16 protein-coding genes are annotated in these 23,500 nt (G+C 75.7%); 6 read left to right on the top strand and 10 right to left on the bottom strand.

Going from position 1 to position 23,500, the window contains the following annotated elements; translation table 11 throughout:
* Positions 1–133: 133 nt before the first annotated feature.
* From LO771_RS03710 to LO771_RS03730, 5 genes are all read right to left on the bottom strand, one after another.
* Complete coding sequence (locus tag LO771_RS03710) at positions 134–961, bottom strand: hypothetical protein (RefSeq protein ID WP_230648126.1); 828 nt, start codon at positions 959–961, stop codon at positions 134–136.
* On the bottom strand, positions 958–2,301 hold the full coding sequence (locus tag LO771_RS03715; protein WP_230648127.1) for a UDP-glucose/GDP-mannose dehydrogenase family protein: 1,344 nt from the start codon (positions 2,299–2,301) through the stop codon (positions 958–960). Before LO771_RS03715 ends, LO771_RS03710 begins: the two co-directional genes overlap by 4 nt.
* An 11-nt stretch (positions 2,302–2,312) precedes the next feature.
* Positions 2,313–3,527, bottom strand: a complete 1,215-nt coding sequence (locus tag LO771_RS03720; RefSeq protein WP_230648128.1) for a nitrous oxide reductase family maturation protein NosD — start codon at positions 3,525–3,527, stop codon at positions 2,313–2,315.
* 225 nt (positions 3,528–3,752) lie between these two features.
* Positions 3,753–5,678, bottom strand: a complete 1,926-nt coding sequence (locus tag LO771_RS03725; protein WP_230648129.1) for a right-handed parallel beta-helix repeat-containing protein — start codon at positions 5,676–5,678, stop codon at positions 3,753–3,755.
* Positions 5,675–7,114, bottom strand: coding sequence for a glycosyltransferase family 2 protein (locus LO771_RS03730; protein ID WP_308188823.1), 1,440 nt, complete (start codon positions 7,112–7,114; stop codon positions 5,675–5,677). The genes LO771_RS03725 and LO771_RS03730 overlap by 4 nt, the downstream gene beginning before the upstream one ends.
* Positions 7,115–7,504: 390 nt before the next feature.
* Between LO771_RS03730 and treY the strand changes: the two genes are divergently transcribed.
* The 3 genes from treY to LO771_RS03745 all read left to right on the top strand — a co-directional run bounded on the left by treY (position 7,505) and on the right by LO771_RS03745 (position 13,239).
* The gene (treY, locus tag LO771_RS03735; RefSeq protein WP_230648130.1) at positions 7,505–10,096 is read left to right on the top strand and encodes a malto-oligosyltrehalose synthase; all 2,592 of its coding nucleotides are present in this window, start codon (positions 7,505–7,507) and stop codon (positions 10,094–10,096) included.
* A 177-nt stretch (positions 10,097–10,273) separates the two neighbouring features.
* The gene (treZ, locus tag LO771_RS03740; RefSeq protein ID WP_230648131.1) at positions 10,274–12,103 is read left to right on the top strand and encodes a malto-oligosyltrehalose trehalohydrolase; all 1,830 of its coding nucleotides are present in this window, start codon (positions 10,274–10,276) and stop codon (positions 12,101–12,103) included.
* Between the two features lie 296 nt (positions 12,104–12,399).
* Positions 12,400–13,239 carry an SAM-dependent methyltransferase gene (locus LO771_RS03745; RefSeq protein ID WP_230648132.1) on the top strand — a complete coding sequence of 280 codons (840 nt, stop codon included), beginning with the start codon at positions 12,400–12,402 and terminating at the stop codon, positions 13,237–13,239.
* Between the two features lie 59 nt (positions 13,240–13,298).
* Here the strand turns inward: LO771_RS03745 and LO771_RS03750 are convergent, their stop codons facing one another.
* Positions 13,299–13,742: a MerR family transcriptional regulator gene (locus tag LO771_RS03750; RefSeq protein WP_230648133.1), complete on the bottom strand. Its 444-nt coding sequence runs from the start codon at positions 13,740–13,742 to the stop codon at positions 13,299–13,301.
* A gap of 86 nt (positions 13,743–13,828) precedes the next feature.
* Between LO771_RS03750 and LO771_RS03755 the strand changes: the two genes are divergently transcribed.
* Positions 13,829–14,878, top strand: coding sequence for an aldo/keto reductase (locus LO771_RS03755; protein ID WP_230648134.1), 1,050 nt, complete (start codon positions 13,829–13,831; stop codon positions 14,876–14,878).
* 366 nt (positions 14,879–15,244) lie between these two features.
* Here the strand turns inward: LO771_RS03755 and coaE are convergent, their stop codons facing one another.
* Entirely contained in the window at positions 15,245–15,847 is a 603-nt protein-coding gene (gene coaE / locus LO771_RS03760; protein WP_230648135.1) for a dephospho-CoA kinase, read from the bottom strand.
* Between the two features lie 9 nt (positions 15,848–15,856).
* Positions 15,857–16,393 carry a helix-turn-helix domain-containing protein gene (locus LO771_RS03765; RefSeq protein WP_230648136.1) on the bottom strand — a complete coding sequence of 179 codons (537 nt, stop codon included), beginning with the start codon at positions 16,391–16,393 and terminating at the stop codon, positions 15,857–15,859.
* Between the two features lie 157 nt (positions 16,394–16,550).
* On the opposite strand from LO771_RS03765, the gene LO771_RS03770 reads away from it, so the two are divergent.
* Positions 16,551–17,507 carry an NADP-dependent oxidoreductase gene (locus tag LO771_RS03770; RefSeq protein WP_230648137.1) on the top strand — a complete coding sequence of 319 codons (957 nt, stop codon included), beginning with the start codon at positions 16,551–16,553 and terminating at the stop codon, positions 17,505–17,507.
* Positions 17,508–17,606: 99 nt separating this feature from the next.
* Here the strand turns inward: LO771_RS03770 and LO771_RS03775 are convergent, their stop codons facing one another.
* Positions 17,607–20,123 (bottom strand): MMPL family transporter, encoded by a 2,517-nt coding sequence (locus LO771_RS03775; RefSeq protein WP_230648138.1) that lies wholly within the window; start codon positions 20,121–20,123, stop codon positions 17,607–17,609.
* 269 nt (positions 20,124–20,392) lie between these two features.
* Positions 20,393–21,880, bottom strand: coding sequence for a 30S ribosomal protein S1 (gene rpsA / locus LO771_RS03780; RefSeq protein ID WP_230648139.1), 1,488 nt, complete (start codon positions 21,878–21,880; stop codon positions 20,393–20,395).
* Between the two features lie 442 nt (positions 21,881–22,322).
* Here rpsA and LO771_RS03785 point away from each other — a divergent pair, with 442 nt between their 5' ends.
* On the top strand, positions 22,323–23,303 hold the full coding sequence (locus LO771_RS03785; protein ID WP_230648140.1) for a class I SAM-dependent methyltransferase: 981 nt from the start codon (positions 22,323–22,325) through the stop codon (positions 23,301–23,303).
* Positions 23,304–23,500: the final 197 nt, after the last annotated feature.

Raw genomic sequence — 23,500 nt, forward strand, 5'->3', positions numbered from 1 at the left:
CCCGGGAGGGGCGGACGGCTGCGTCACGGCCGCCGGTGACGGGCGGCCTCGCACGGCCGCCCGTCACCGGCGGCCGCACGAGGGGTGCCCCGCCGGGAACGGCGCGCCCCCGGCGGGGCGGAGGGCGGCCGGCTCAGCGGAAGGACGGGTGGATCTCGGCGGCCTTGTCGTCGCAGATCGCGAAGACCTGCGCGGGCGGCAGCAGGGCGAAGTCGGTCGCCCGGACCAGGCCGCGCGAGTACTTGGCCCGCACCACCTTGGTCTGGGACAGGCCGCCGTACACGTCCCTGACCGCGCCCTGCACGGTCAGCACCACCGAGCCGTAGGCGAACGACGAGTCCCGCACCACGCCCAGCACGGCCAGGGCGTCGCGCCGGGCACGGTCCCGGGCCCCCCGGTCGGCGAGTGCGGAGCTGACCGTCCAGGTGACCGACAGCTGGTTGCCGCCGTGCGCGCTGAACGCCGTCCTCAGGTGGGCCGGCGGGTGGCCGCCGCGCTCCACGGCGGCGGAGAGCCGGGCGGTGAGGCGCACCAGCGCGGCGTCGGTCGCCGCCCGGGCGGACCCGGCGCCGCCGCCGGGCGCCGACGGCCGGCCGCCCCCGCCCGGCGTCGCGGTCGCGGCCGGGTCGTAGACGCCGGACGCGGCGGCGGTGGGCAGCTGGTCGCCGGGCACGGCGGTCTGCGGACCGACCTTGGCGGGGTCGGCGCCGTACCGCTGGGCGGGTCCGCTCGCGCAGCCCGCGGCGGCCAGGACCGGCAGCAGGACCGCGGCGACCGACCCGGCGGCCAGCGCCCGCCGACGTCCGGGGGTCCGCCCCGGGCCGGCGGCGGACGCCGCGGGCAGGGCGGACGCCGCGGGCGGGGCGGACGCCGCGCGGACCGCGGCCTCCGGGCGGGGGCCGGCCGCGGGAGCCGGGCCCGCCTCCCGCCCGCGCCCCCGGCGGGGGCCGGGGCCCGTCACGGACGTCCGAGCGCCCGGTACTCCCACCCGGCGGCGCGCCACCGGGCGGGGTCCAGGGCGTGCCGTCCGTCGACGATGCGGCGCCCGGCGACCACCGCGCCCATCGCCTCGGGGTCGATCTCGCGGAACTCGGTCCACTCGGTGAGCAGCGCCACCACGTCCGCCCCGGCGGCGACGTCCAGCGCGCTCTCCCCGTAGACGAGCTGCGGGTAGGAGCGCCGGGCGTTGTCCATGCCCGCCGGGTCGAAGACGCGGACCTCGGCGCCGGCCCGCTGGAGTGCGGCGGCCACGTCGAGGGCGGGGGCGTCGCGGATGTCGTCGGAGTTCGGCTTGAAGGTGGCGCCGAGGGCGGCGATCCGCACCCCGTCCAGCGAGCCGCCGGCCAGCTCCCGGACCAGGTCCACGGTGCGGGCGCGGCGGCGCTGGTTGATGGCGTCGACCTCGCGGAGGAAGGCCACCGCCTGGCCGACGCCGAGCTCCTCCGCCCGGTGCTTGAACGCCCGGATGTCCTTGGGCAGGCAGCCGCCGCCGAAGCCGAGGCCCGGCTTGAGGAACCGGCCGCCGATGCGGTCGTCGTAGGCCAGCGCCTCGGCGAGGCGGGTGACGTCCGCGCCGGTGGCCTCGCAGACCTCGGCCATGGCGTTGATGTAGGAGATCTTGGTGGCCAGGAAGGAGTTGGCGGCGACCTTGACCAGTTCGGCGGTGGGCAGGTCGGTGACCACCACCGGCGAGCCCTGCGCGATGACGGGCGCGAAGGCGGCGCGCAGCCGCTGCTCGGCCCAGTCGGAGGCCACGCCGAAGACGAGCCGGTCGGGCCGCATGGTGTCGTCGACGGCGAAGCCCTCGCGGAGGAACTCGGGGTTCCAGGCGAGCTCGACCTCCTCCCGGGCGGGGGCGACGGCCTGCACGAGCGCGGTGAGGCGGGCGGCGGTGCCCACGGGCACGGTGGACTTGCCGACGATGAGGGAGCGCCGGTCCAGGTGGGCGGCGAGCGCCCGGACGGCGCCGTCGACGTAGCTGAGGTCGGCGGCCTGGGAGCCCTTCTGCTGCGGGGTGCCGACGCAGACGAAGTGCACGTCGCCGAAGGCGGCGGCCTCCTCGAAGGAGGTGGTGAAGGAGAGCCGGCCGGACTCCAGCGCCTTGGCGAGGAGTTCGGGCAGGCCGGGTTCGAAGAAGGGCACCTCGCCGGAGGCCAGCCGCTCGATCTTGCGCTCGTCCACGTCGACGCCGAGCACCTCGAAGCCGAGGACGGCCATGCAGACGGCGTGGGTGGCACCGAGGTAGCCGGTGCCGATCACGGTGAGGCGGGGCGGTCTGTGCGGGTCGCTGTGCAGGTCCATGGAGTCCCCCTCTAGGAGCAGGTGCCGTTGGTGAGGCCCTTGGCGGCGGCGGTCGCCTTGTTGCTGCAGGCCACGGTGTTGCTGTCCGGCGACTGGACGTTGAAGCCGTAGCCCGGCCCGTCGACCTGGGCGGTGTTGTCCTTGAAGACGTTGCCCTTGCCCCAGCCGTCGACGACCTGGTGCGTCTGGAAGCCGTCGGCGAGGCTGTGGGTGCCGGTGTTGCCCTGGATCAGCCAGTCGTTGCCCTTGACGTCGACCCAGGAGTCGTTGTGGCTGCCCTTGAGCTTCGAGCCGTCGAAGGTGTTGTCCTCGAGGACGCCGTGCGAGGTGCCCTCCTTGATGTCGACGGACTCGGCGGTGGTGCCGCTGATGTGGTTGCCGCGGACGGTGTTGCGGTCGCTGTTGTCGGGCCTGCCGCCGCTGACGGTGGGCCAGTTGCTGACCGCGCTGCCGATGTAGATCCCCTCGCCGAACTTGTCGCGGCGCAGCCCGGTGTCGCTGACGGTGTTGCCCTCCACCGTGTTGTCGCTGGAGAAGTTGCGCAGGTGGATGGCCTCGTCACCGATCTGCGTGACCGTCAGGCCCTTGATGAGGGTGTGCTGGACCTTGTCCGCCATCACGCCCTTCTGGCTGTTGCGGACGGTGAAGCCGATCACCCGCCACCAGCTGGCCCCGTCGAGGTGGAGGGCGTAGCCCTTCTTGACGCCGCCGCCGTCGATGACCGCGCCGGGTCCGCCGCACAGCACGATCGGCTGCTGCTCGGTGCCGGGCGTCTTCGCGGTGAACTTGCCGGTGTAGGTGCCGTCGGCGATCTGGATGACGTCGCCGGGCTTGGCGTCGGTGAGCGCCCGCTGGAGGCCGTCGGCGTCCTGCACGGTGGTGGTGGCGACGGGGCACGCGTCCGAGCCCGGGGCGGGCGGCGCGGACGCGCCGTCGGAGGCGGACGGCGCGTCGGAGGGCTCCCCGGTGCCGGGCGCCGGGGAGGCCGGGGCGTCCGACGGGGTGCCGGTGGAGAGGGTGGGGCCGACCTGCCCGGTGGCACCGGCGCCCGCGACCCGCTGCCCGCCGCCGTCGCCGCCGCCGGACAGGGCGACGACCAGGGCGACGAGGGCGATCAGGAAGGCACCGCCGGCCAGCCAGACCGCGGGGCCGCGCATCCACTCCGGGCGGCCGCCGCCCGGCGGGGGCGTGGGCGGGCTGGTCGGCATGGGCGGTGTCTCGGACATCGGGATCCTCGGTGGGTGCGGTTCGGGACGGACGGGGCGGAGCTGCCGGACGGGACGGGCCGGCCGGTGCGGGATCCTCTCACGGGCGGATCCCGCGCCGGACCGGGCCGGGGCGCCGCGGAGGCGGCCGTGCACACGGCCGGGACCGGTGCGGGCCGGCGGGATGCCCGGCCCGGTGCGCCGGTCCCGCGGGCGGACCGGCCGGGGCCGGCCCGCCGGCCGGGCTCAGTGCGCCGGGGCGGGCCCGGTCTCGCCGCCGGACGTCCGGCGGTCGCCGCGGCGCAGCGCCCAGGACCGGCCGCCCAGCGGGCGCTTGTCGGTGTACGGGTGCGCGCCGAGGACCCGCTGTCCGCGCTTCCGTCCCCGCAGCGCGGCGAACAGGATGAGCAGCAGGATCGCGGTCCACAGCATCGTCATGGGGCTCATGTAGTGCCGGAACCGGACCCAGAAGGAGCTGGTGTCGTGCCAGGCGAAGGTCTGGTTCTCCTTCACCGTGGCCCCGCCGTGGGAGCGGGAGGTGTCGATGGCGCTGGGTCCGACGCCGGCGACCACGTTGTAGCTGACCAGCGAGCCGGCGGTGTCCCCGACGAGGCTGACGCCGTGGTTGCCGGCGCCCTGCACGGTGTTGCCGCGGACCTCGGCCCGCGAGTCGCGGACGTAGATCGCGGTGTCGCTGTCCTCGACCACGTTGCCGGTGACGGTGGCGTCCCGGACGGCGTCGCGGACCGCGATGCCCTGCCGCCGCTGCCCGGTGACCTGGTTGCCCGTGATGGAGACCTTCTCGACCCGCTGGCGGGCGACGATGCCCATGTCGCTGCCCTCGACGCGGTTGTTCTGCACGCCGATGTCGGTGCCGCCGACGACCTCGATGCCGTAGTGGCCGTTGTTGCGGGCCACGCTGTTGGAGACCGAGTTGGAGCCGTACTTGTCGACGGACTCGCCCGAGGCGGACGGTCCCTCGGCGAGGGGCTGGCCGCTGAGGGTGAAGCCGTTGCCCCCGTTGTCGGCCGCGGTGGAGCCGCTGATGCGGACCTCCTCGGTGGCGCGGGCGAGGACGAAGCCGTCGCCGCCGTTGTGCCGGGAGGTGGTGCGCTCGACGACGGTGCTGGAGGCGAAGCGGTGCAGCACCAGGCCGTGCTCCAGGCTGTCCTCGATGGTGGAGTCGCTGACGGAGACGCCGTTGGCGCTGGAGATGAAGAGGCCGAAGGCGTTGCCGCGCAGCGTGGAGTGGGCGACCTTGGCGGAGACGTAGCTCTGGCCCGGCACCGAGAAGCGGGCGTCGGGGGTGCCGAGGGGGCCGGCGGGGCTGGCCTGCACGTCGCCGCTGCTGAGCGGGGTGCCCGAGCTGGCCGGACCGCCTCCGGAGAGCCGGTCGGCCTTGGCCTGGTGGCGCTCGTCCTTGGTCACGTGCTGCGAGGTCTCGACGTTGCCCGTGTTGGGGCGGTCGGTGCCGGTGAGGCTGAGGCCGCCGGTGCGGCCGGACCAGAAGCCCAGGCCGGTGATGTCCGCGTACTCCATGTCGAAGGTGCCGCCGATGGCGCGGATGTAGGCGCGGCCGTCGGCCACCTCGGTGTCGGACCGGCCGGTCCGCGGGTCCCAGCTGGTGATCTGCGCCGGGGCCTGGGGGGTGCCGGCGATGGTGAGGGTGCCGCCGAAGGAGACGATGGAGACGAAGCCGCGGTCGTTGCTGGCGAGGCGCAGCTTGAGTCCGCCGGGGTTGGAGAGCTTCAGCTTGGCGCCGGAGTTGAGGTAGAGGTTCTCCGTCAGCAGGTAGGAGCCGTCCCGCTGCCGGGTGAACGTCTGCGGGGCGAGGGTGAGCAGGTCCGCGACGGTGTAGGGGGCGCTGCGCTGGGTGAGGACCAGGGTGTAGCCGCCGCCGGTGTCCAGCCGGTAGGGCCTGGTCCAGGTCCGGCCGCGCAGGGGGGCGACGGCGGCCACCGAGCGGACCTCGATGAGCCGGCGGTCCTCCTCCGCGACGAGGGCGGCCTCCCGCTCGGCCGTCTGCGGCGAGGTCGTGGAGGGCCTCGCCGTGTCGGCGGCGGCCGGGGTCGCGGCGGCGACCGGCAGCAGGGCGGCGCCGGCGAGGGCGGCGAGCAGGGTCGCGGGGACCGCGCGGCGCGATGACGCGCCGCGCACGGGGGTGCGGGTCACGCTCCGATGACCTCTTCCTGGTGAACGGGGGTGTCGTGGACCGGGGTGCCGTGGGCCGGGGTGCCGTGGCCGGTGCCGCCGGCGGTGCGCTGGTGCGGCAGGGCGGCGTCCTGGCGGGGGGCGCCGGGCGCCTCGGCGGCCGGGGCGGCCTCGGCCAGCAGGTCGAGGGAGACGCCGGACGGCGGGGCGAGGGTGGCGGCGGTCTGCCCCTCGCCGCCGATCCGGTCGGCGCTGCGGGTGAGCCAGCCCTGCTTGTTCATGGTGACGAAGGCGTACAGCTTGACGGGCAGCGAGATCATGATGACGACCACGGCCAGCAGCGGCAGGATCAGCAGGTCCTTCGGGTGCCGCCGCAGGTGCGAGTAGCCGCGCACGCCGCGGCCCAGCAGCAGCCAGACGAGGACCATGGCCGCGCTGCGCGGGGTCATCTCCAGGCGGCTGAGCAGCAGGTAGCCGACGGCCATGCCCATGGTGACGGGGGTGAGCAGGATCTGCAGCACCGTCACCTTGGTGACGAGCGGGGTCCGCCACAGCCAGCCCTTGGCGACGGCGGTGAGGTAGCAGCGGTAGGAGTTGCGGCTCCAGCGGACCCGCTGCTTGACGAAGGCCCGGAAGGAGTCCGGGAACATCGACACCGCGCGGGCGGAGGACTGGTGGACGGTCCGGTAGCCCTGGGCGAGGACCAGCCAGGTGAGCCGGCCGTCGTCGCCGGCGACGCAGCGGCGGCCGAGGAAGAACTCGTTCTCCAGGTTCTCCACGACCGGGAGGATCGCGGAGCGGCGGTAGGCGGCGGTGCGGCCGGAGAGGCAGGCGACGCCGCCGTACTTGCCCATGGCGGGCACGTAGTCGTAGTAGCGCAGGTTGACCAGCCAGTCGGCGATGCGGCGCCAGACGCTGGTCTCGCGCTGGTACACGTTCTGCTGGGTGCCCACGCCGCCCACGCCGGGGTCGGCGAAGGGCATCTGGACGGCGGCGAGCAGTCCGGGCGTCCAGCGGGTGTCGGAGTCGGCGAAGACGACGATCTCGCCGACGGCGGCGCGGATGCCGACGCCGAGGGCGGAGCGCTTCCCCGCGTGCTCGAAGACGATCACCCGGAGCCGGGGGTCCGCCACCTCGGCGAGCCGGCGCTGGACCTCGGTGTCGGCCACGTCGGGCACGACGATGACCTCGGTGGGGTCCTGCTCCAGCCAGGTGGCCAGACACTCCATGAGGATGTCCGGGTCCTCCCGGTAGGACGGCACGACCACCGAGGTGGTCGTGCGGAAGTCGTTGACCACGGGCTTGTTGAAGCGCGACACGACGGCGCGCACCAGCCACAGGGCCCAGACGAAGACGCCGGCGACGCCGAGCGGCATCACGTCGCGCCAGGAGGTCTCGGCGGTCGCCTGCACGACCCAGGACCAGACGCTGTCGGCGATTTCCGAAACGGAAGACACGCACCCTCCCCGCACACCGCGCGCCGTACGGCGCGCAGCCACCCCTCGCACTTCGGCCACATGTGCGGCCGGGGGACACACTAGCGACAAATTTTGGCCGCAGAACCGTCAGAAGTCCTCGGTAACTAGGGTTTCACCAGGTCGTCATACGAGCGGATGAATCGGATTCGTCCACCCCCGTCGATCGGCGGGGGTCATGACAACGATGACGCGGCCGCCTCAGGACGTCCGCCCGCCGAGCGCCGGCAGCTGCCGGCACTGCCGGCCCGGACGGCGGACGGCGGACGGCGGACGGCGGACGGCGGACGGCGGACGGCGGACGGCGGACGGATTCGCCCTCACGCCCGCGCCCGGATGTGCACCGCGCCTCCACCGGGTAGGCATGGGCACATGACAGCCGCCGCACCCGACCGCACCGGGCCGACCGCCGACCGTCCCCGGCCGACCGCCACCTACCGGCTCCAGCTGCAGCCCGGTTTCACCCTCCACGACGCGGCGGCGGCCGTCCCCCACCTCGCCGCCCTCGGCGTCTCCCACCTGCACCTCTCCCCGCTGCTGGAGGCGGCACCGGGCTCCGCCCACGGCTACGACACCGTCGACCACACCCGGATCAGCGAGCAGCTCGGCGGCGAGCCCGCCCTGCGCACCCTCGCGGAGCGCGCCCGCGCCCACGGCCTGCGGCTGGTCGCCGACACCGTGCCCAACCACATGGCGCTCCCCGTCCCCGAGCACCTGAACCACCCGCTGTGGCACGTCCTGCGTGAGGGGCCCGACTCCCCGTACGCCCGCTGGTTCGACATCGACTGGACCGCCCAGACCGGCCCCGCCGACGCCCCCCACCGCGGCCGGGTGCTGCTGCCGCTCCTCGGTGACCGCCTCGGCGCCGTCCTGGACCAGCTCTCCCCCGGCAAGGCCGCCGTGCGGCACCCCGAGACCGGCGACGCGCCCGCCGAGCCCGTCCTGCGCTACCACGACCACGTCCTGCCGCTGCGGCCCGGCACCGAGCACCTGCCGCTGCCCGAGCTGCTCGACCACCAGTGGTACCGGCTCGCGTGGTGGCGGCTGGCCCGCACCGACCTCAACTACCGCCGGTTCTTCACCGTCAACGACCTCATCGCGGTCCGCGCCGAGGACCCCGAGGTCTTCCGCGCCACCCACGGCGTGCTGCTGCGGCTGTACGAGGAAGGGGTGCTCGACGGCTTCCGCATCGACCACCCGGACGGCCTCGCCGACCCCCGCGGCTACCTGCGCCGGCTCGCGGAGGCCACCGGCGGCGCCTGGACGGTCGTGGAGAAGATCCTCACCGGCGACGAGCGGCTGCCCGAGGACTGGCCCTGCGCCGGCACCACCGGCTACGACGCGCTGCTGCACGTCGACGGGGTGCTCACCGACCCCGACGGCGTGCGGCGGATCGCCGAGGACGCCGCCGGCCTGCTCACCCCCTCCCCCGGCGCGCCCCCGGCCGACGCCGCCGACCCGTCCGCCGTCTACCGGCGGGCCGCCGCCGACGCCCGGCGCGAGGTCGTCCGCCGCGAGCTGGCCGCGGAGATCGCACGCCTGGGCCGCACCGCCGCCCGTGCCTGCGACGAGACCCCCGACGCCGGGGTCGCCGCCCACCGCGACCACCCCGACTGGGCGCTGACCGAGGCCGCCGCCCAGCTCGTCGCGGCCCACCCCGTCTACCGGCCCTACGTCGTGCCCGGCGAGCCCGCGCCCGGCGAGGCCGCCCGGGAGCTGACCGCGCTCGCCGACGCCGCCCCCGCGCCCGGCGCGCCGCTCACCGTCCCGGCCGAGCCCGTGCCCGCCCCCTCCGACGCCGAGCAGCTCGCCGCCGCGCTGGAGACCGTCCGGGACCTCGCCCTGGGCCGGCTCGGGCGCGGCCCGGCCCGCGACGAGTTCGCCGCCCGCTTCGCCCAGACCTGCTCCGCAGCGGCGGCCAAGGGCCTGGAGGACAAGGCGTTCTACCGCTGGTACCCGCTGCTGTCGGTCAACGAGGTCGGCGGCGACCCCGGCCATCCGGGCACCGCGCCCGACCGGTTCCACGCCTGGTGCGCGCACGTCCGGCGGCACTGGCCCGCCGGGCTCACCGCGCTCTCCACCCACGACACCAAGCGCAGCGCCGACGCCCGGGCCCGGCTCGCCGTGCTCGCCGAGACGCCCGGCACCTGGGCCGCCGCCCACCGCGCCTGGTCGCGGGCGGCCGCCCGGCACCGCACCGGCCCGCACCCGGGGCCCGCCGCCGAGTACCTCCTGTGGCAGACCCTCGCCGCCGCCTGGCCGATCGACGGCGACCGGCTGGTCGGGGCGCTGCTGAAGTCCGTCCGCGAGGCCGACCTGCAGACCTCCTGGACCGAGCCCGACCCCGGCTTCGAGGAGGCCCTGGAGCGGTACGCCCGCGCGGTGCTGGACGACCCCGAGGTCACCGGTCCCGTCGCGGCGTTCGTCGAGGCCCACGCCCCGTACGCGCGCAGCAACACCCTCGCCGCGGCGCTGCTGCACCTCACCGTCCCCGGCGTCCCCGACCTGTACCAGGGCAGCGAGGAGCCGCTGTACACCCTGGTCGACCCCGACAACCGCCGCCCCGTCGACCTCGCCGCCATGGGCCGCCGTCTGGCCGCCCTCGACGCCGGGGCGGCCCCGGACGGCCTCGCGGCCGAGAAGCTGCGCCTCACCGCCGCGGCGCTGCGGCTGCGCCGCGACCGGCCCGGCTCCTTCGCGGGCGGGTACACGCCGCTCGCCGCCCGCGGCACCGCGGCGGAGCACCTGCTGGCCCACGTGCGCGGCGACGACGTGCTGGCCGCCGCCACCCGCCTGCCGTACGGGCTGGAGCGGGACGGGGGCTGGGCGGACACCTCGCTGGAGCTGCCCGGCTGCCCCGCCGGACGCTGGACCGACCTGCTCACCGGCCGCACCTTCGCCCCCGGCGTGCTGCCGGTCGCCGAGCTGCTGGAGCACCTGCCGGTGGCGCTGCTGGCCGGCTGAACCCACCCGTCCGGCGCCGCGGGGGCATGCCCGGCGGCGCCGGGCGGGTACGCCTGTCCGTGGGCCCGGCCCGTCCGCCCGGACCGCCCGGACCGCCCGTACGTACGGGCGGACGGACGGTGCAGGACGCCGGCCGGGCCCCGCGCCGATCCGCCCGACGCATCCGAGGAGTCCCGCATGGCCGCACGCGCCACCGCCCACCCCTTCCGGCTCTGGGCCCCCGAGGCCGGACACGTCGAGGTGGAGGTCGACGGCGCCCGCCACCCCATGCACCCGGAGCCCGACCGGCCGGGATGGTGGCGCGCCGAGGCCCCGGCCGACCCCGGCGGCTCCGACTACGGGTTCCGCCTCGACGGCGGCGACCTGCTCCCCGACCCCCGCTCGGCCCGCCAGCCGCACGGCCCCGACGGCCCGAGCCGCCTGGTGGACCACGGCGCGTTCCCCTGGTCGCCGGACGTGGTGTGGCACGGCCGCGCCCTGCCCGGCAGCGTCCTGTACGAGCTGCACGTCGGCACCTTCACCCCCGAGGGCACCTTCGACGCGGCGGCCGCACGCCTGGACCACCTGGTGGAGCTGGGCGTGGACCTGGTGGAGCTGATGCCGGTCTGCCCCTTCCCGGGCCGCCACGGCTGGGGGTACGACGGCGTCAGCCTCTGGGCCGTGCACGAGCCCTACGGCGGGCCCGACGGCCTGAAGCGCTTCGTGGACGCCGCCCACCGGCGCGGGCTCGGCGTCGTCCTCGACGTCGTGCACAACCACCTCGGCCCGGCGGGCAACCACCTGCCCCGCTTCGGCCCCTACTTCACCGACCGCCACCACACCCCCTGGGGGGCGGCGGTCAACCTCGACGCCCCCGGCTCCGACGAGGTCCGGGAGTACCTGATCGGCAGCGCCCTGGCCTGGCTGCGCGACTACCGCATCGACGGCCTGCGGCTGGACGCCGTGCACGCCCTCGCCGACGACCGCGCCACCCCCTTCCTGGAGGAGCTGTCCCGCGCGGTCGACCGCCTGGGCGCCGCCACCGGCCGCCCGCTCTTCCTGGTCGCCGAGTCCGACCTCAACGACCCCCGCACCACCGCCCCCCGCGAGGCGGGCGGCCTCGGCCTGGCCGCCCAGTGGAGCGACGACTTCCACCACGCCCTGCACACCGCCCTCACCGGCGAGGACCAGGGCTACTACGCCGACTTCGCCGGGAAGCCCTCCGGCCCCCCGCACGCGGTGGCCGGCCTGCCCCGCGGCCCCCTCGGCGCGCTCGCCCGCACCCTGACCCGCGGCTGGCTGCACGACGGCACCTGGTCCTCCTTCCGGCAGCGCACCCACGGCCGCCCCCTGGACCTGCACCGCACCCCCGGGCACCGGCTGCTCGGCTACCTGCAGACCCACGACCAGGTCGGCAACCGCGCCCTCGGCGACCGGCTCTCCGCCACCGTCGCCCCCGGCCTGCTCGCCGCCGGGGCGGCCCTGGTGCTGACCTCGCCGTTCACCCCGATGCTCTTCATGGGCGAGGAGTGGGGTGCCGCCACGCCCTGGCAGTACTTCACCGACCACACCGACCCGGACCTCGCCGAGGCCGTCCGGCAGGGCCGCAGGCGGGAGTTCGCCGGGCACGGCTGGAAGGCCGACGAGATCCCCGACCCGCAGGCGGCCTCCACGGTGGCGGCCTCCACCCTCGACTGGTCCGAGCCGGACCGCGAACCGCACCGGGCGCTGCTCGCCTGGTACCGGAAGCTGATCGCGCTGCGCCGCGCCCACCCGGGGCTCACCGACCCGGACCTGTCGGCGGTCGAGGTCTCCTTCGACGAGGGCGAGCGGTGGCTCGTGGTGCACCGCGGACCGTACCGGACCGCCGTCAACCTCTCCTCCGCACCCCGGACCGTCCCCCTGGGCGGCACGCGCACCGAGGTCCTCGCCGCCTTCGGCTGCGACGGGGCCCCCGGCGGGGGCGGTCGGAGGGACGGCCTGGCGCTGCCGCCGGCCTCGGCGGCGGTGGTGCGCGTCGGGGGCTGAGCGGTCCGCTCCGGAGCGCGGCGTCCGTGGACGGTCCGGCCCGTCCACGTCCCGTCCACGGCCCGGGACCGTCCGGCTCGGCACTGCTCGGCACTGCTCGGCACGGCTCGGCACGGCCCGGTGCAACACGGCACGGCCCGGGACGGATCGGGACGGCCCGGGACAGGCCGCCGAGGGGCCGGGTGGCCGGAAACTACCCGCTGGTAGCGGGATCTGACGGGGCGGCGGCATCCGGAGCGGGCCGCCGCCCTATCCTGCACGCACACGAAGGAGACCGACCCTCCCGGGGAGATGCGATGAGCCAGGGCCAGCAGTGGATGCACGCGGACGAGGACGGCGTCCGGCCTCCCACCGACCTGCGGACCGACATCCCGCACCCGGCACGGATGTACGACTACTTCCTGGGCGGCAAGGACAACTTCCCCGCCGACCGCGAGGCCGCCGAGCAGGCCCTGCGGATCAGCCCCGAGTTCCGCACCGGCGCGCTCGCCAACCGCGCCTTCCTGCAGCGGGCGGTGCGGCACGTCGCACGCGAGGGCGTGCGGCAGTTCCTGGACATCGGCACCGGCATCCCCACCGCGGGCTCCACCCACCAGATCGCCGCCGAGGTCGCCCCCGACGTGCGGGTGGCCTACCTCGACAACGACCCCATCGTGTTGGTGCACGGCCGCGCCCTGCTGGCGGCCGCCGGCCGGGGCAACGCCACCGTGATCCAGGCCGACCTGCGGGATCCGGAGAAGATCCTCGCCGACGAGGAGGTCCGCGCCGTCCTGGACTTCGACCGGCCGATCGCGCTGATGCTGGTGTCCGTCCTGCACTTCCTCGGCGACGACCAGGACCCGGTGGGCATCGTCCGCCGCCTCACCGAGGCCCTGCCCTCCGGCAGCCGCCTGGTGCTCTCCCACGCCACCGGCGACTTCGCGACGCCCGAGCAGGTGGACCGGGCCCGCGCCCTGTACGCGAACTCCACCGCGCCGCTCGTCCCGCGGACCCGCGAGCAGGTCGCCGCCTTCTTCGAGGGGCTGGACCTGGAGGAGCCGGGCCTGGTCACCACCCCGCTGTGGCGCCCCGACGGGCCCCTCCAGGACGGCGACGACCGCGCGCCCGGCTACGCGGCGGTCGGCGTCAAGCCGTAGTCCCGGGCCGCCGCACCGGCGTCCCCGGCACCCCTCGGCGGGCGTCGGGGACGCACCCCTCAGGCCGAGCGCCCCAACCCCGGCCGCGCTGGGCCTGCGGCATCGGCCTCGGCAAGGGCGGCAGCGCCGTCGAGGGCGTCCTCGTACACCCTCACCTTGTGATCGACGATCTCCCGGCACCGCCGGAGCTGCTCCATCTGCGCGTCCACCGCCTCCCGGTGCCGCAGCAGCAGCGCGAGGCGGTCCCGCTCGGTACCGGGCCCCTGCCGGGCGAGCTCGGTGTAACGGCGGATCTCCGGCAGGGGCATGCCGGACCCCCGCAGGACGACGCAGAGGTTCAGCCAGCCCACGTCCTGCTCCCCGTACACGCGCCGACCGCCAGGACCGCGCCGCACCGGGCCGAACATCACCCCTTCCTGCTCGTAGAAGCGCAGCGCGTGCACGCTCAGTCCGGTGCGCTCCGCAACCTGACCGATACTCAGGTCCTGCTCCCGCTCAGCCATCCCGCCAGCCTAGAGGCTTGATCTCGAGTCGACTCGAACTCCTAGGGTGCACAGCGCACCGCACCCACCGGCAAAGGAGCAGCACCATGCGCTATCGCGTCCTCGGCGGCACCGGCATCGAGGTGAGCACGCACTGCCTTGGCACCATGATGTTCGGCGCCGTGGGGAACCCCGACCACGACGCGTGCGTCCGCATCGTCCACGCGGCCCTCGACGCGGGCGTCAACGTCGTGGACACCGCCGACATGTACTCGGCGGGCGAGTCCGAGGAGATCACCGGCAAGGCGCTCCTGGGGCGCCGCGACGACGTGGTCCTCGCCACCAAGGTGCACTTCCCGCTCACGGAGGGCCGCAACCGCGGCGGCAACTCGCGGCGCTGGATCCTGCGCGCCGTGGAGGACAGCCTCCGGCGGCTGCGGACCGACTGGATCGACCTCTACCAGATCCACCGGCCCGACCACACCACCGACATCGAGGAGACGCTCGGGGTCCTGGGCGACCTGGTGCGGGCGGGGAAGATCCGCGCCTTCGGCTGCTCGACCTTCCCGGCCGAGGACGTCGTGGAGGCCCACCACGTCGCCGAACGCCGCGGCCTGCAGCGCTTCAGGACCGAGCAGCCGCCCTACTCGCTGCTGGCCCGCGGGGTCGAGTCCTCGGTGCTGCCCACTTGCCGCCGCCTCGGCATGGGCGTCCTGACCTGGGGCCCGCTGGCCTCCGGCTTCCTGTCCGGCGCGTACCGGCAGGGCCGCCCCGTCGACCTCTCCACCGGGCGGGCCCGGCTCACCCCGCACCGCTTCGACCCGGCGGTCCCCGGGAACGCCGCCAAGCTGGCCGCAGCCGAGCAGTTGGCCGGCCTGGCCGACGAGCTCGGCTGCTCGCTCCCCCAGCTCGCGGTGGCCTTCCCCGCGGCACACCCCGCCGTCACCTCGGTCATCATCGGACCCCGCACCGCCGAGCAACTGGAGCACCTCCTCGCCGGGGCGTCGCTGGTGCTCGACGATTCCGCGCTCGACCGGATCGACGCGATCGTCCCGCCGGGGACCGACCTGTACCGGGCAGACGGGGCCTGGCGTCCTCCGGCGCTCGACGACGCCCTGTCCCGCCGCCGCCCGGCTGCGGACCGGGCCGCCGCGTAGGAGAGCCGCGACAGGGCACGCCACCGAAGGAGCCTCCCGGACGCGCCTGTCCCGTCCGGGAGGCCCGTCGCGCCCCGCACCGGGAGTCGGGCCGGGGCCGCCCCCGGTGCTGCTTCCGTTCGGTGCGCAGCCCAGGGCGCCAGGGCCTGTTATCCCGACGAATCCGGCCGAACACACCGGGCCGAGCGTGTTCCCGCCGTGGACACCCGCGGCGGGCCCCGGTGGCTCCAGGGGCCGGACCTCGGTCCGGGAGGGACCGGGAACGGCGCGAGACGTCCGGCGGCACCAGCTCCCTGTCCGACACCGCTGCGGCCCGGGAGGAACGGGCCCGGGACGCGCTCCCGGGCCCGACGGGGCCGCAAAGCCTCAGGAGGCGGCGGCCCGCTCCCGCAGCCGCTCCCACACCTCGCGGACCCGCGGCTCCAGGTCGGCGAGCGGGCCGCCGTTGTCGACGACCAGGTCGGCGGCGGCCAGCCGCTCCTCCCGGCCGGCCTGGGCCGCCATCCGGGCGCGGGCCTCGTCCTCGTCCATGCCGCGCAGCCGCACGAGGCGGTCGAGGCGCACGTCGTCCGGCGCGTCCACGACGACCACGACGTCGAAGAGCGTCCCCAGCCCGTTCTCGACGAGCAGCGGGATGTCCTGGACCACGACGTCCCCCGGTCCCGCGCCGGCCTCCAGCTCGGCGGACCGCTCCCGGACCAGCGGGTGGACGATCGCGTTGAGCGCGGCCAGCCGCCCGGGGTCGGAGAAGACGAGCGCGCCGAGGGCCGGCCGGTCCAGCGCGCCGTCCGGCCGCAGCACCCCCTCGCCGAACTCGGCGGCGACCGCCGCCAGGCCGGGGGTGCCGGGCTCGACGACCTCCCGGGCGATCAGGTCCGCGTCGACGAGGACCGCGCCCCAGGACGCGAGCAGCCGGGACACCTCGCTCTTGCCGGCGCCGATGCCGCCGGTCAGGCCCACTCTCAGCATCGGGCCAGGCTACCGCCGCGCCGCCGCGGAGGCCGAGGCGGGCGGTTCGGGCGGGACGGCCCGCCGCAGCTCGGTGACGGCGGGCTCCGGCGGCCGGGCGTCGTAGGCGGCCCGGGCGGCGTCGACGGCGTCGCGGTGGCGGTCGGTCCAGTCCCGGACGGCGGCCAGCGGCTCGGCGAGGGTGCGGCCGAGCGGGGTGAGGGCGTACCGGACCCGCAGCACCGGCCCGGGCTCGACCTCGCGGTCCACCAGGCCGTCGCGCTCCAGGGCGCGCAGGGTCCGGGTGAGGACCTGGCGGCTCACCTCGCCGCCCATGGCCCGGCGCAGCCCGCCGTGGTACTCGGGCCCCTCGTGGAGGACGCACAGGGCGAGCGCGGACCAGCGGTCGCCGAGGCGGTCCAGCAGGAGGCGGCAGGGGCAGAGGTCGCCGTCGTCGGGCGCGGTGGGGGCGGCCGCGAGGCGCGGGCGCCGGGGGCGCTCGCCGGGGCGGCCCGGCCCTGCGGGGTCCGTGCGTCGTGCCGGGTCCGTGCGTCGTGCGGGGTCCATGCGGGGGGCAACGGCGGCGGGGCGGGCGGGTGTTCCCGGGGCAGGCACTCTGGAGTGCCGTCTACCGGCACGCCCTCCCCCGGTCCAGGGTGGACGGTGGCAGACGCCGCACGGCGGGGACGACCGGCGCGGCGCACACGACGAAGGAGAGCAGGGCATGACTGCGCGGATGCAGGCGGTGGTCCAGGACCGCTTCGGCGGCCCCGAGGTGCTGCGGACGGCGGAGGTGGACCGCCCGGAGCCGATCCCCACCGAGGTGCTGGTGCGGGTGCACGCGGCCGGGGTGAACCCGGTGGACGCCAAGACCCGGGCCGGGGCCGGCATGGCGGGGGTGCTGGGGGCGCCGCCGTTCGTGCTCGGCTGGGACGTGTCCGGGGTGGTGGAGGAGGTCGGCTTCGGCGTGACGACCCTGAAGCCGGGCGACGAGGTGTTCGGCATGCCGTGGTTCCCGCGGGCCGCCGGCGCGTTCGCCGAGTACGTGACCGCGCCGTCCCGGCACTTCGCGCCCAAGCCCGCCGGGCTCTCCCACACCGAGGCGGCGGCGCTGCCGCTGGCCGGGCTCACCGCCTGGCAGATCCTGGTCGACACCGCGCGGGTGGAGGCGGGGCAGCGGGTGCTGGTGCACGCCGCCGCGGGCGGGGTGGGGCACCTGGCGGTGCAGATCGCCAAGGCCCGCGGCGCGTACGTGGTCGGCACGGCCCGGGCCGCCAACCACGACCTCCTGCGGTCGCTGGGGGCGGACGAGGCGGTCGACTACACCGCCGTCCCCTTCGAGGAGGCGGTGCGGGACGTCGACGTGGTGGTGGACAGCATCGGCACCCCCGACCACCTGCGCCGGTCGCTGCGCACCCTGCGGCCGGGCGGCCTGGTGGTCGCGGTGCCGTCGGGCAGCGACCCGGCGGTGGCGCGGGAGGCCGAGGAGCGGGGCCTGCGGATGACCGGCTTCCTGGTGGAGCCGGACCTCGGCGGGCTGCTGGCGCTGAGGGCGCTGGTGGAGGAGGGGCGGCTGCGGCCGGTGGTGGAGAGCGTGCTGCCGCTGGCGGACGCGGCGAAGGCGCACGAGCTGGTGGAGGCGGGCCGCGTCCGGGGCAAGGTGGTGCTCGGCGTCGCCTGACGGGGCCGCCGGACCGCCGCCCGGTCCCCACCGCCCTGCGGCGGCGGGGACCGGCGGGCCGCGGCCCGGAGCGGGGGGCGGCCCGCCGGTCCCCCGGCCCTACGGCTTGGCGGCTGCCGCCGGACGGGGCAGGCGGGGGTGCGGGAGCCGGGCGGCGAGGTGCGGCGGGAGCTGCGGGATGGGCGGCAGCTGGGGCAGGGAGGACAGGGAGGACAGGGCCGGCAGCGAGGGCAGGTGCGGCCGGAGCGAGGGCAGCGGCGGCAGCACCACGTGCTCCCGCAGGCCGACCCGGCCGTGCAGCCGCTTCAGGGGGCGCGGCGCCCACCAGTTGAACTCGCCGAACAGGCTCATGGCGGCCGGTACCAGCAGGCAGCGGACCAGCGTGGCGTCGACCGCGACGGCGACGGCGAGCGCGATGCCCATCTCCTTGATCATCAGCATCTGCCCGGCGGCGAACCCGGCGAAGACGACCACCATCAGCAGGGCCGCGGAGTTGATGATCCGGCCGCTGCGCTGGAGGCCGAGCTCCACCGCGCGGGCGCTGCTGTGCCCCTCGTCCCGGAGCTCCTTGATCCGGGCGAGCAGGAAGACCTCGTAGTCCATGGAGAGGCCGAAGGCGAAGGCGAAGACCAGCACCGGCACGTAGCTCTCCAGGCCGCCCGTGGGCGTGAAGCCCAGCAGGCCGCTGAACCAGCCGTGCTGGAAGACCAGGGTGAGCGCGCCGAGGGAGCAGCCCAGCGACAGGACGTTCATCAGCAGGGCCTTGACGGGCACCACGACCGAGCCGGTCATGAGGAAGAGCAGCAGCAGGGTGCCGACCGCGACCAGGGCGAAGGCGGGCGGCCCGCGGTGGGCGATCTCCTGCTTGAAGTCGACCACGGTGGCGGCGTCGCCGGTGACCCAGGTGCGCAGCCCGTCGCGGTGGCCGCGCAGCTCGCCGACGACCGACTGGGCCGCGCCTCCCTGGGGGTCCCCGGCGACCATGACGTCGACGGTGCTCAGGCGGTCTCCGACCTGCTGGGCGGGGCGGACGCCGGCCACGCCGGGCAGGTCCGCGAGCGACCGTGCGTAGTCCTGCGCCCGCGCCTGCGGCGCCTCGACCACGACGGTGACCGGCGCCGGGGCCTGCTGCGGGAAGCGCTTCTCCACGGTGTCGGCGACCGCGCGGCTGGCGAAGGAGGCCGGCAGGACGTGGGCGCCGGCGCTCTGCGCGCGGGCGGTGAGGAACGGCGCGCCCGCGGCGGCCAGCAGGGCGACGGCCGCCAGTGCCACCGGCAGCGCCCGGCGCTGGACCAGCCGCACGGTGCGGGCGAAGAAGCCGTCGTCGGGCACCGGCCCGGCGGGCGCCTTGATGCGGTGCCCGGCGAACCCCAGCAGGGCGGGCACGAGGGTGAGGGCGGCCGCGACGGTGATCACCACGACGCTGACGCCGGCCGCGCCGACGGCGCGGAAGACGGGGCTGGTGAAGACGAAGAGGCCGGAGAGGGCGACGGCCACGGTCACACCGGAGAAGGCGACGGTCCGGCCCGCGGTGGCGCTGGTGCGCTCCACGGCGGCGGCGACGGAGGCGCCGCGGCCCCGCTCCTCGCGGAACCTGTTGACCATGAGCAGCGCGTAGTCGATCGAGAGGCCGAGACCGAGGACGGTGGCGATCGGCAGCACGCTGGTGTCCAGTGCCATGATCCGGCTGAAGCCGAAGATCGACAGCAGGGCGCCGCCGACGGAGGCGACCGCGCCGATCAGGGGCAGGCTCGCCGCGGCGAAGCCGCCGAAGACCAGCACCATGACGACGAGGGTGACCGGCAGGGTGACCAGTTCGCCGAACCGCGTGTCCCGGGCGGTCTGGTGCTTGACCTCCTGGGAGAGCACGAGGTCGCCGCCGACGGTGACGCGGGTGCCGGGGGCGGCCTGCTGGACCTCCTGGAGCCGCGCCGACACCGCGTCGACCTGCGCGTCGCCGGCGCTGTCGGCCATCCGGGCGACGACCAGGCTCGCCCGGCCGTCCTGCGACCGCAGGGCGGAGGCGGCCGGGCCGCTCCCGTAGGCGTCGGAGACGGAGGCGACGCCGGGGAGCGCGGAGACGGCGCGCGCGGCGTCCGTCACGGCGGAGCGGACCGCGGGGTCGTCCACCCGGGGGCCGTCGACCACGGCGGTGACCGTGCCGGCGGCGGGGTCGGCGGCGGCGACCGCGGCGCTGCCCCGGGCGGACTCCGACCCGGCGGCCTGGGCGCCGGTGCCGGCGCTCTCGAAGACCCGTCCGCCGATCAGCACGCCCGCGGCCAGGACGACGGCCCACAGTGCCAGGACCCAGCGCCGGTGGCGGTGGGCGGTGCGGCCGACGGCGGCCAGGGTGCCGCCGCAGCGCGGCGCGCCGTCCTCCGCGCAGGGTCCGGACGGCGGCCCGCCGGCCGCGGGGGGCCTGCCGGGCACCGGGGAGGGGCGGCGGGAGGCCGAGGAGGAGCGGCGGGACACCGCCGGGGGCTGCCCGGGCGCCCCCTTCGTCCGGCGCAGTGAGCGGCCGCCGAGGACGGCGCCGGCGGTGGCGGCGAGGACGGGGAGGAGCAGGAGCAGGATGCGGCGCGGACGCGGCAGCAGCCCCAGGAGGGTGAGGAGCATGAAGAGGGAGACCTTGCTTCCGGGGCCGGGTGGGGCCCGTTCAGGTGTCGCCTCTCCAACCTAGGCAAGGGGCGCAAAGGTTCCCATACCTATCCGCTTTGAAACAGATCACACTTTACGGATGATCTCCTTACTCTCCGCATACATCCCATGCATGACATGTCCGGCACATCGCTCTCCCCCCGCCGTCCGGAGACGCAGCAGGGCCCCGAACCGGATGTCCGGTTCGGGGCCCTGCTTCAGGCGTCTACCTGGTCGCTACCGCGCGATCAGCTCTGGCCGCCGGCCAGCTTCTCGCGGAGCGCGGCGAGCGCCTCGTCCGACGCGAGGGCGCCGGAGCCCTCGTCGCTGGAGGAGGAGTACGAGCCGCCGGCGGCCGCGGCCACCGCGTCGCCGCCCTCGGCCGCAGCCTCGGCGTCGGCCTCGCGGCTCTTGATGACCTGGGCCTGGTGCTGCTCGAAGCGGGACTGCGCCTCGGCGTACTGGCGCTCCCACTCCTCGCGCTGCTTCTCGTAGCCGGGCAGCCAGTCGTTGGCCTCCGGGTCGAAGCCCTCGGGGTAGATGTAGTTGCCCTGGTCGTCGTAGGACGCCGCCATGCCGTACAGGGTCGGGTCGAACTCGACCGACGCCGGGTCGGCGCCGAAGGCCTCGTTGGCCTGCTTCAGCGAGAGGCTGATGCGGCGGCGCTCGAGGTCGATGTCGATGACCTTGACGAAGATCTCGTCGCCGACCTGGACGACCTGCTCCGGGATCTCCACGTGGCGCTCGGCCAGCTCGGAGATGTGGACCAGGCCCTCGATGCCCTCGTCCACGCGGACGAACGCACCGAACGGGACCAGCTTGGTGACCTTACCCGGGACGACCTGGCCGATCTGGTGGGTCCGGGCGAACTGCTGCCACGGGTCCTCCTGGGTCGCCTTCAGCGACAGGGAGACGCGCTCGCGGTCCATGTCGACGTCCAGGACCTCGACCGTGACCTCCTGGCCGACCTCGACGACCTCGGACGGGTGGTCGATGTGCTTCCAGGACAGCTCGGAGACGTGGACGAGGCCGTCGACGCCGCCCAGGTCCACGAAGGCACCGAAGTTGACGATCGAGGAGACGACGCCGGAGCGCACCTGGCCCTTCTGCAGGGTGGTGAGGAAGGTCTGGCGGACCTCGCTCTGGGTCTGCTCCAGCCAGGCACGGCGGGACAGGACCACGTTGTTGCGGTTCTTGTCCAGCTCGATGATCTTGGCCTCGAGCTCCTTGCCCACGTAGGGCTGCAGGTCGCGGACGCGGCGCATCTCGACCAGGGAGGCGGGGAGGAAGCCGCGGAGGCCGATGTCGAGGATGAGACCACCCTTGACGACCTCGATGACGGTACCGGTGACGATGCCGTCCTCTTCCTTGATCTTCTCGATGGTGCCCCAGGCGCGCTCGTACTGCGCCCGCTTCTTCGAGAGGATCAGGCGGCCCTCCTTGTCCTCCTTCTGGAGAACCAGGGCCTCGATGTTGTCGCCCACGGCGACGACCTCGTGCGGGTCGACGTCGTGCTTGATCGACAGCTCGCGGGAGGGGATGACACCTTCGGTCTTGTAACCGATGTCGAGCAGGACCTCGTCCCGGTCGACCTTCACGATGACGCCGTCGACGATGTCGCCGTCGTTGAAGTACTTGATCGTCTCGTCGATCGCGGCGAGGAAGTCTTCCTCGGAACCGATGTCGTTGACCGCCACCTGCGGGGTGGTGCGGGAAGAGTCGGTGCTGCTCGTCATTAGGAAAAGGGCTCCGGTACGGACATGAAGTCGTAGGTACTGCCACGCGGAGGGCCCGTATCGCTCCTACCGAGGGCCGGACAGCCAGGAGCCCGGCGCACCACCCCTCCTGGAGACCAGGAAGATCGGCACCCCGCCTGCGACCGTGGGGTCTTCGACAGATGCGAGCGCGACCTGCTCCGTCCGAGGCGCGCAGGCCCGCAGCGCAACTTGTAGCATACGGGGACAGCCGGGCACGGTCAACGCCGGATGGCGCAGGTCTGCCCAGGCCGGGATGGATCAGGCCATATCCTCCGACCACCGCCGGTCCCGCCGCACCGCGAGGTGCGCGGGACGGTGGCCGCAGGGGCCCACTCCCCGGATGCCGCAGCCGAGCCCGCCCGCTGACGGGCCGGATCGGGTGTGGCGCTTTCCGCACCCCCAACCCTACGCGATGGGCAGGATGACGCAGCCGACCACCCCCTCAGAGAAGCCGTTCGGGGCGGATTTCGCCCTGCCGGGCGACAGCGGCGGCCCGGACGCCCCCGCGCACCCCGGCCGGACGGACCCCGACACGGCCCCCGACACGGCCCTCGGCGCGGAGCACGACACGGAGCACGGCGCGGACCCCGGCGGGGAGGAGGCCGACGCCGTCCGCCGCTCCGCCGGGACCGGCGAGAGCAGCCGCGCCAGCCGCCACTGGTGGGACCGCAACGCCGACGAGTACCAGGAGGAGCACGGCTCCTTCCTCGGCGACGACCGGTTCGTCTGGGGTCCCGAGGGCCTGGACGAGGCCGACGCCCGGCTGCTCGGCGACCCGGCGGACCTGCCCGGCCGGCGGGTCCTGGAGATCGGCGCCGGGGCCGCGCAGTGCTCGCGCTGGCTCGCCGGCCGCGGCGCGGAGCCCGTCGCCCTGGACATCTCCTTCCGCCAGCTCCAGCACTCCCGGCGCATCGACGTGTCGCGCGGCGGCGCCCCCGTGCCGGTGGTGCAGGCGGACGCGGCCGTGCTGCCCTTCGCCGACGGCTCGTTCGACCTCGCCTGCTCCGCGTACGGAGCCGTGCCGTTCAGCGCCGACACCGCCCGGCTGATGCGCGAGGTGCACCGGGTGCTGCGGCCCGGCGGCCGGTGGGTCTTCTCGGTCACCCACCCGATCCGGTGGGCGTTCCCCGACGAACCGGGTCCCGAGGGCCTCACCGCGCTCTCCTCCTACTTCGACCGGCGCCCCTACGTGGAGGAGGACGAGCAGGGCCGCGCCGTCTACGTCGAGCACCACCGCACGCTCGGCGACCGGGTGTGGGAGCTGGTCGCGGCGGGCTTCCGGCTGGTGGACCTGGTGGAGCCGGAGTGGCCGGAGGGCCTGGAGCAGGAGTGGGGCGGCTGGAGCCCGCTGCGGGGGCGGCTGCTGCCCGGCACGGCGGTCTTCGTGTCGGTACGGGACTGAGGGCGGTCCGGGCCCGGGGCGGCGGTCCGGGGCCGGTCGGGCGGTCCGGCCCGGCGGTCCTGCGGGCGGGGCCGTCTCCCGCCCCTGCCAGGCCGTGCGGCGAGCCGCGCGGGCGGTCCGGCGGCGGATCCGCGGGCCGGGCCGCCGCGGACGGCGGCGGGACGGCGGCGACACCGCCCCGGGCGCGCCGCGCGCCT

Origin of the sequence: Streptacidiphilus sp. ASG 303, assembly GCF_020991365.1 — a bacterium.
Lineage (GTDB): Bacteria > Actinomycetota > Actinomycetes > Streptomycetales > Streptomycetaceae > Peterkaempfera.

What these genes read in the sequence shown, in the direction of transcription:
- LO771_RS03770 (WP_230648137.1), top strand. Translation starts at nt 16,551, where the DNA reads ATGACTGCGCGGATGCAGGCGGTGGTCCAGGACCGCTTCGGCGGCCCC.
- LO771_RS03750 (WP_230648133.1), bottom strand. Translation starts at nt 13,742, where the DNA reads ATGGCTGAGCGGGAGCAGGACCTGAGTATCGGTCAGGTTGCGGAGCGC.
- LO771_RS03785 (WP_230648140.1), top strand. Translation starts at nt 22,323, where the DNA reads ATGACGCAGCCGACCACCCCCTCAGAGAAGCCGTTCGGGGCGGATTTC.
- LO771_RS03765 (WP_230648136.1), bottom strand. Translation starts at nt 16,393, where the DNA reads ATGGACCCCGCACGACGCACGGACCCGGCACGACGCACGGACCCCGCA.
- coaE (WP_230648135.1), bottom strand. Translation starts at nt 15,847, where the DNA reads ATGCTGAGAGTGGGCCTGACCGGCGGCATCGGCGCCGGCAAGAGCGAG.
- treY (WP_230648130.1), top strand. Translation starts at nt 7,505, where the DNA reads ATGACAGCCGCCGCACCCGACCGCACCGGGCCGACCGCCGACCGTCCC.
- LO771_RS03720 (WP_230648128.1), bottom strand. Translation starts at nt 3,527, where the DNA reads ATGTCCGAGACACCGCCCATGCCGACCAGCCCGCCCACGCCCCCGCCG.
- treZ (WP_230648131.1), top strand. Translation starts at nt 10,274, where the DNA reads ATGGCCGCACGCGCCACCGCCCACCCCTTCCGGCTCTGGGCCCCCGAG.
- LO771_RS03755 (WP_230648134.1), top strand. Translation starts at nt 13,829, where the DNA reads ATGCGCTATCGCGTCCTCGGCGGCACCGGCATCGAGGTGAGCACGCAC.
- LO771_RS03775 (WP_230648138.1), bottom strand. Translation starts at nt 20,123, where the DNA reads ATGCTCCTCACCCTCCTGGGGCTGCTGCCGCGTCCGCGCCGCATCCTG.
- LO771_RS03715 (WP_230648127.1), bottom strand. Translation starts at nt 2,301, where the DNA reads ATGGACCTGCACAGCGACCCGCACAGACCGCCCCGCCTCACCGTGATC.
- rpsA (WP_230648139.1), bottom strand. Translation starts at nt 21,880, where the DNA reads ATGACGAGCAGCACCGACTCTTCCCGCACCACCCCGCAGGTGGCGGTC.
- LO771_RS03745 (WP_230648132.1), top strand. Translation starts at nt 12,400, where the DNA reads ATGAGCCAGGGCCAGCAGTGGATGCACGCGGACGAGGACGGCGTCCGG.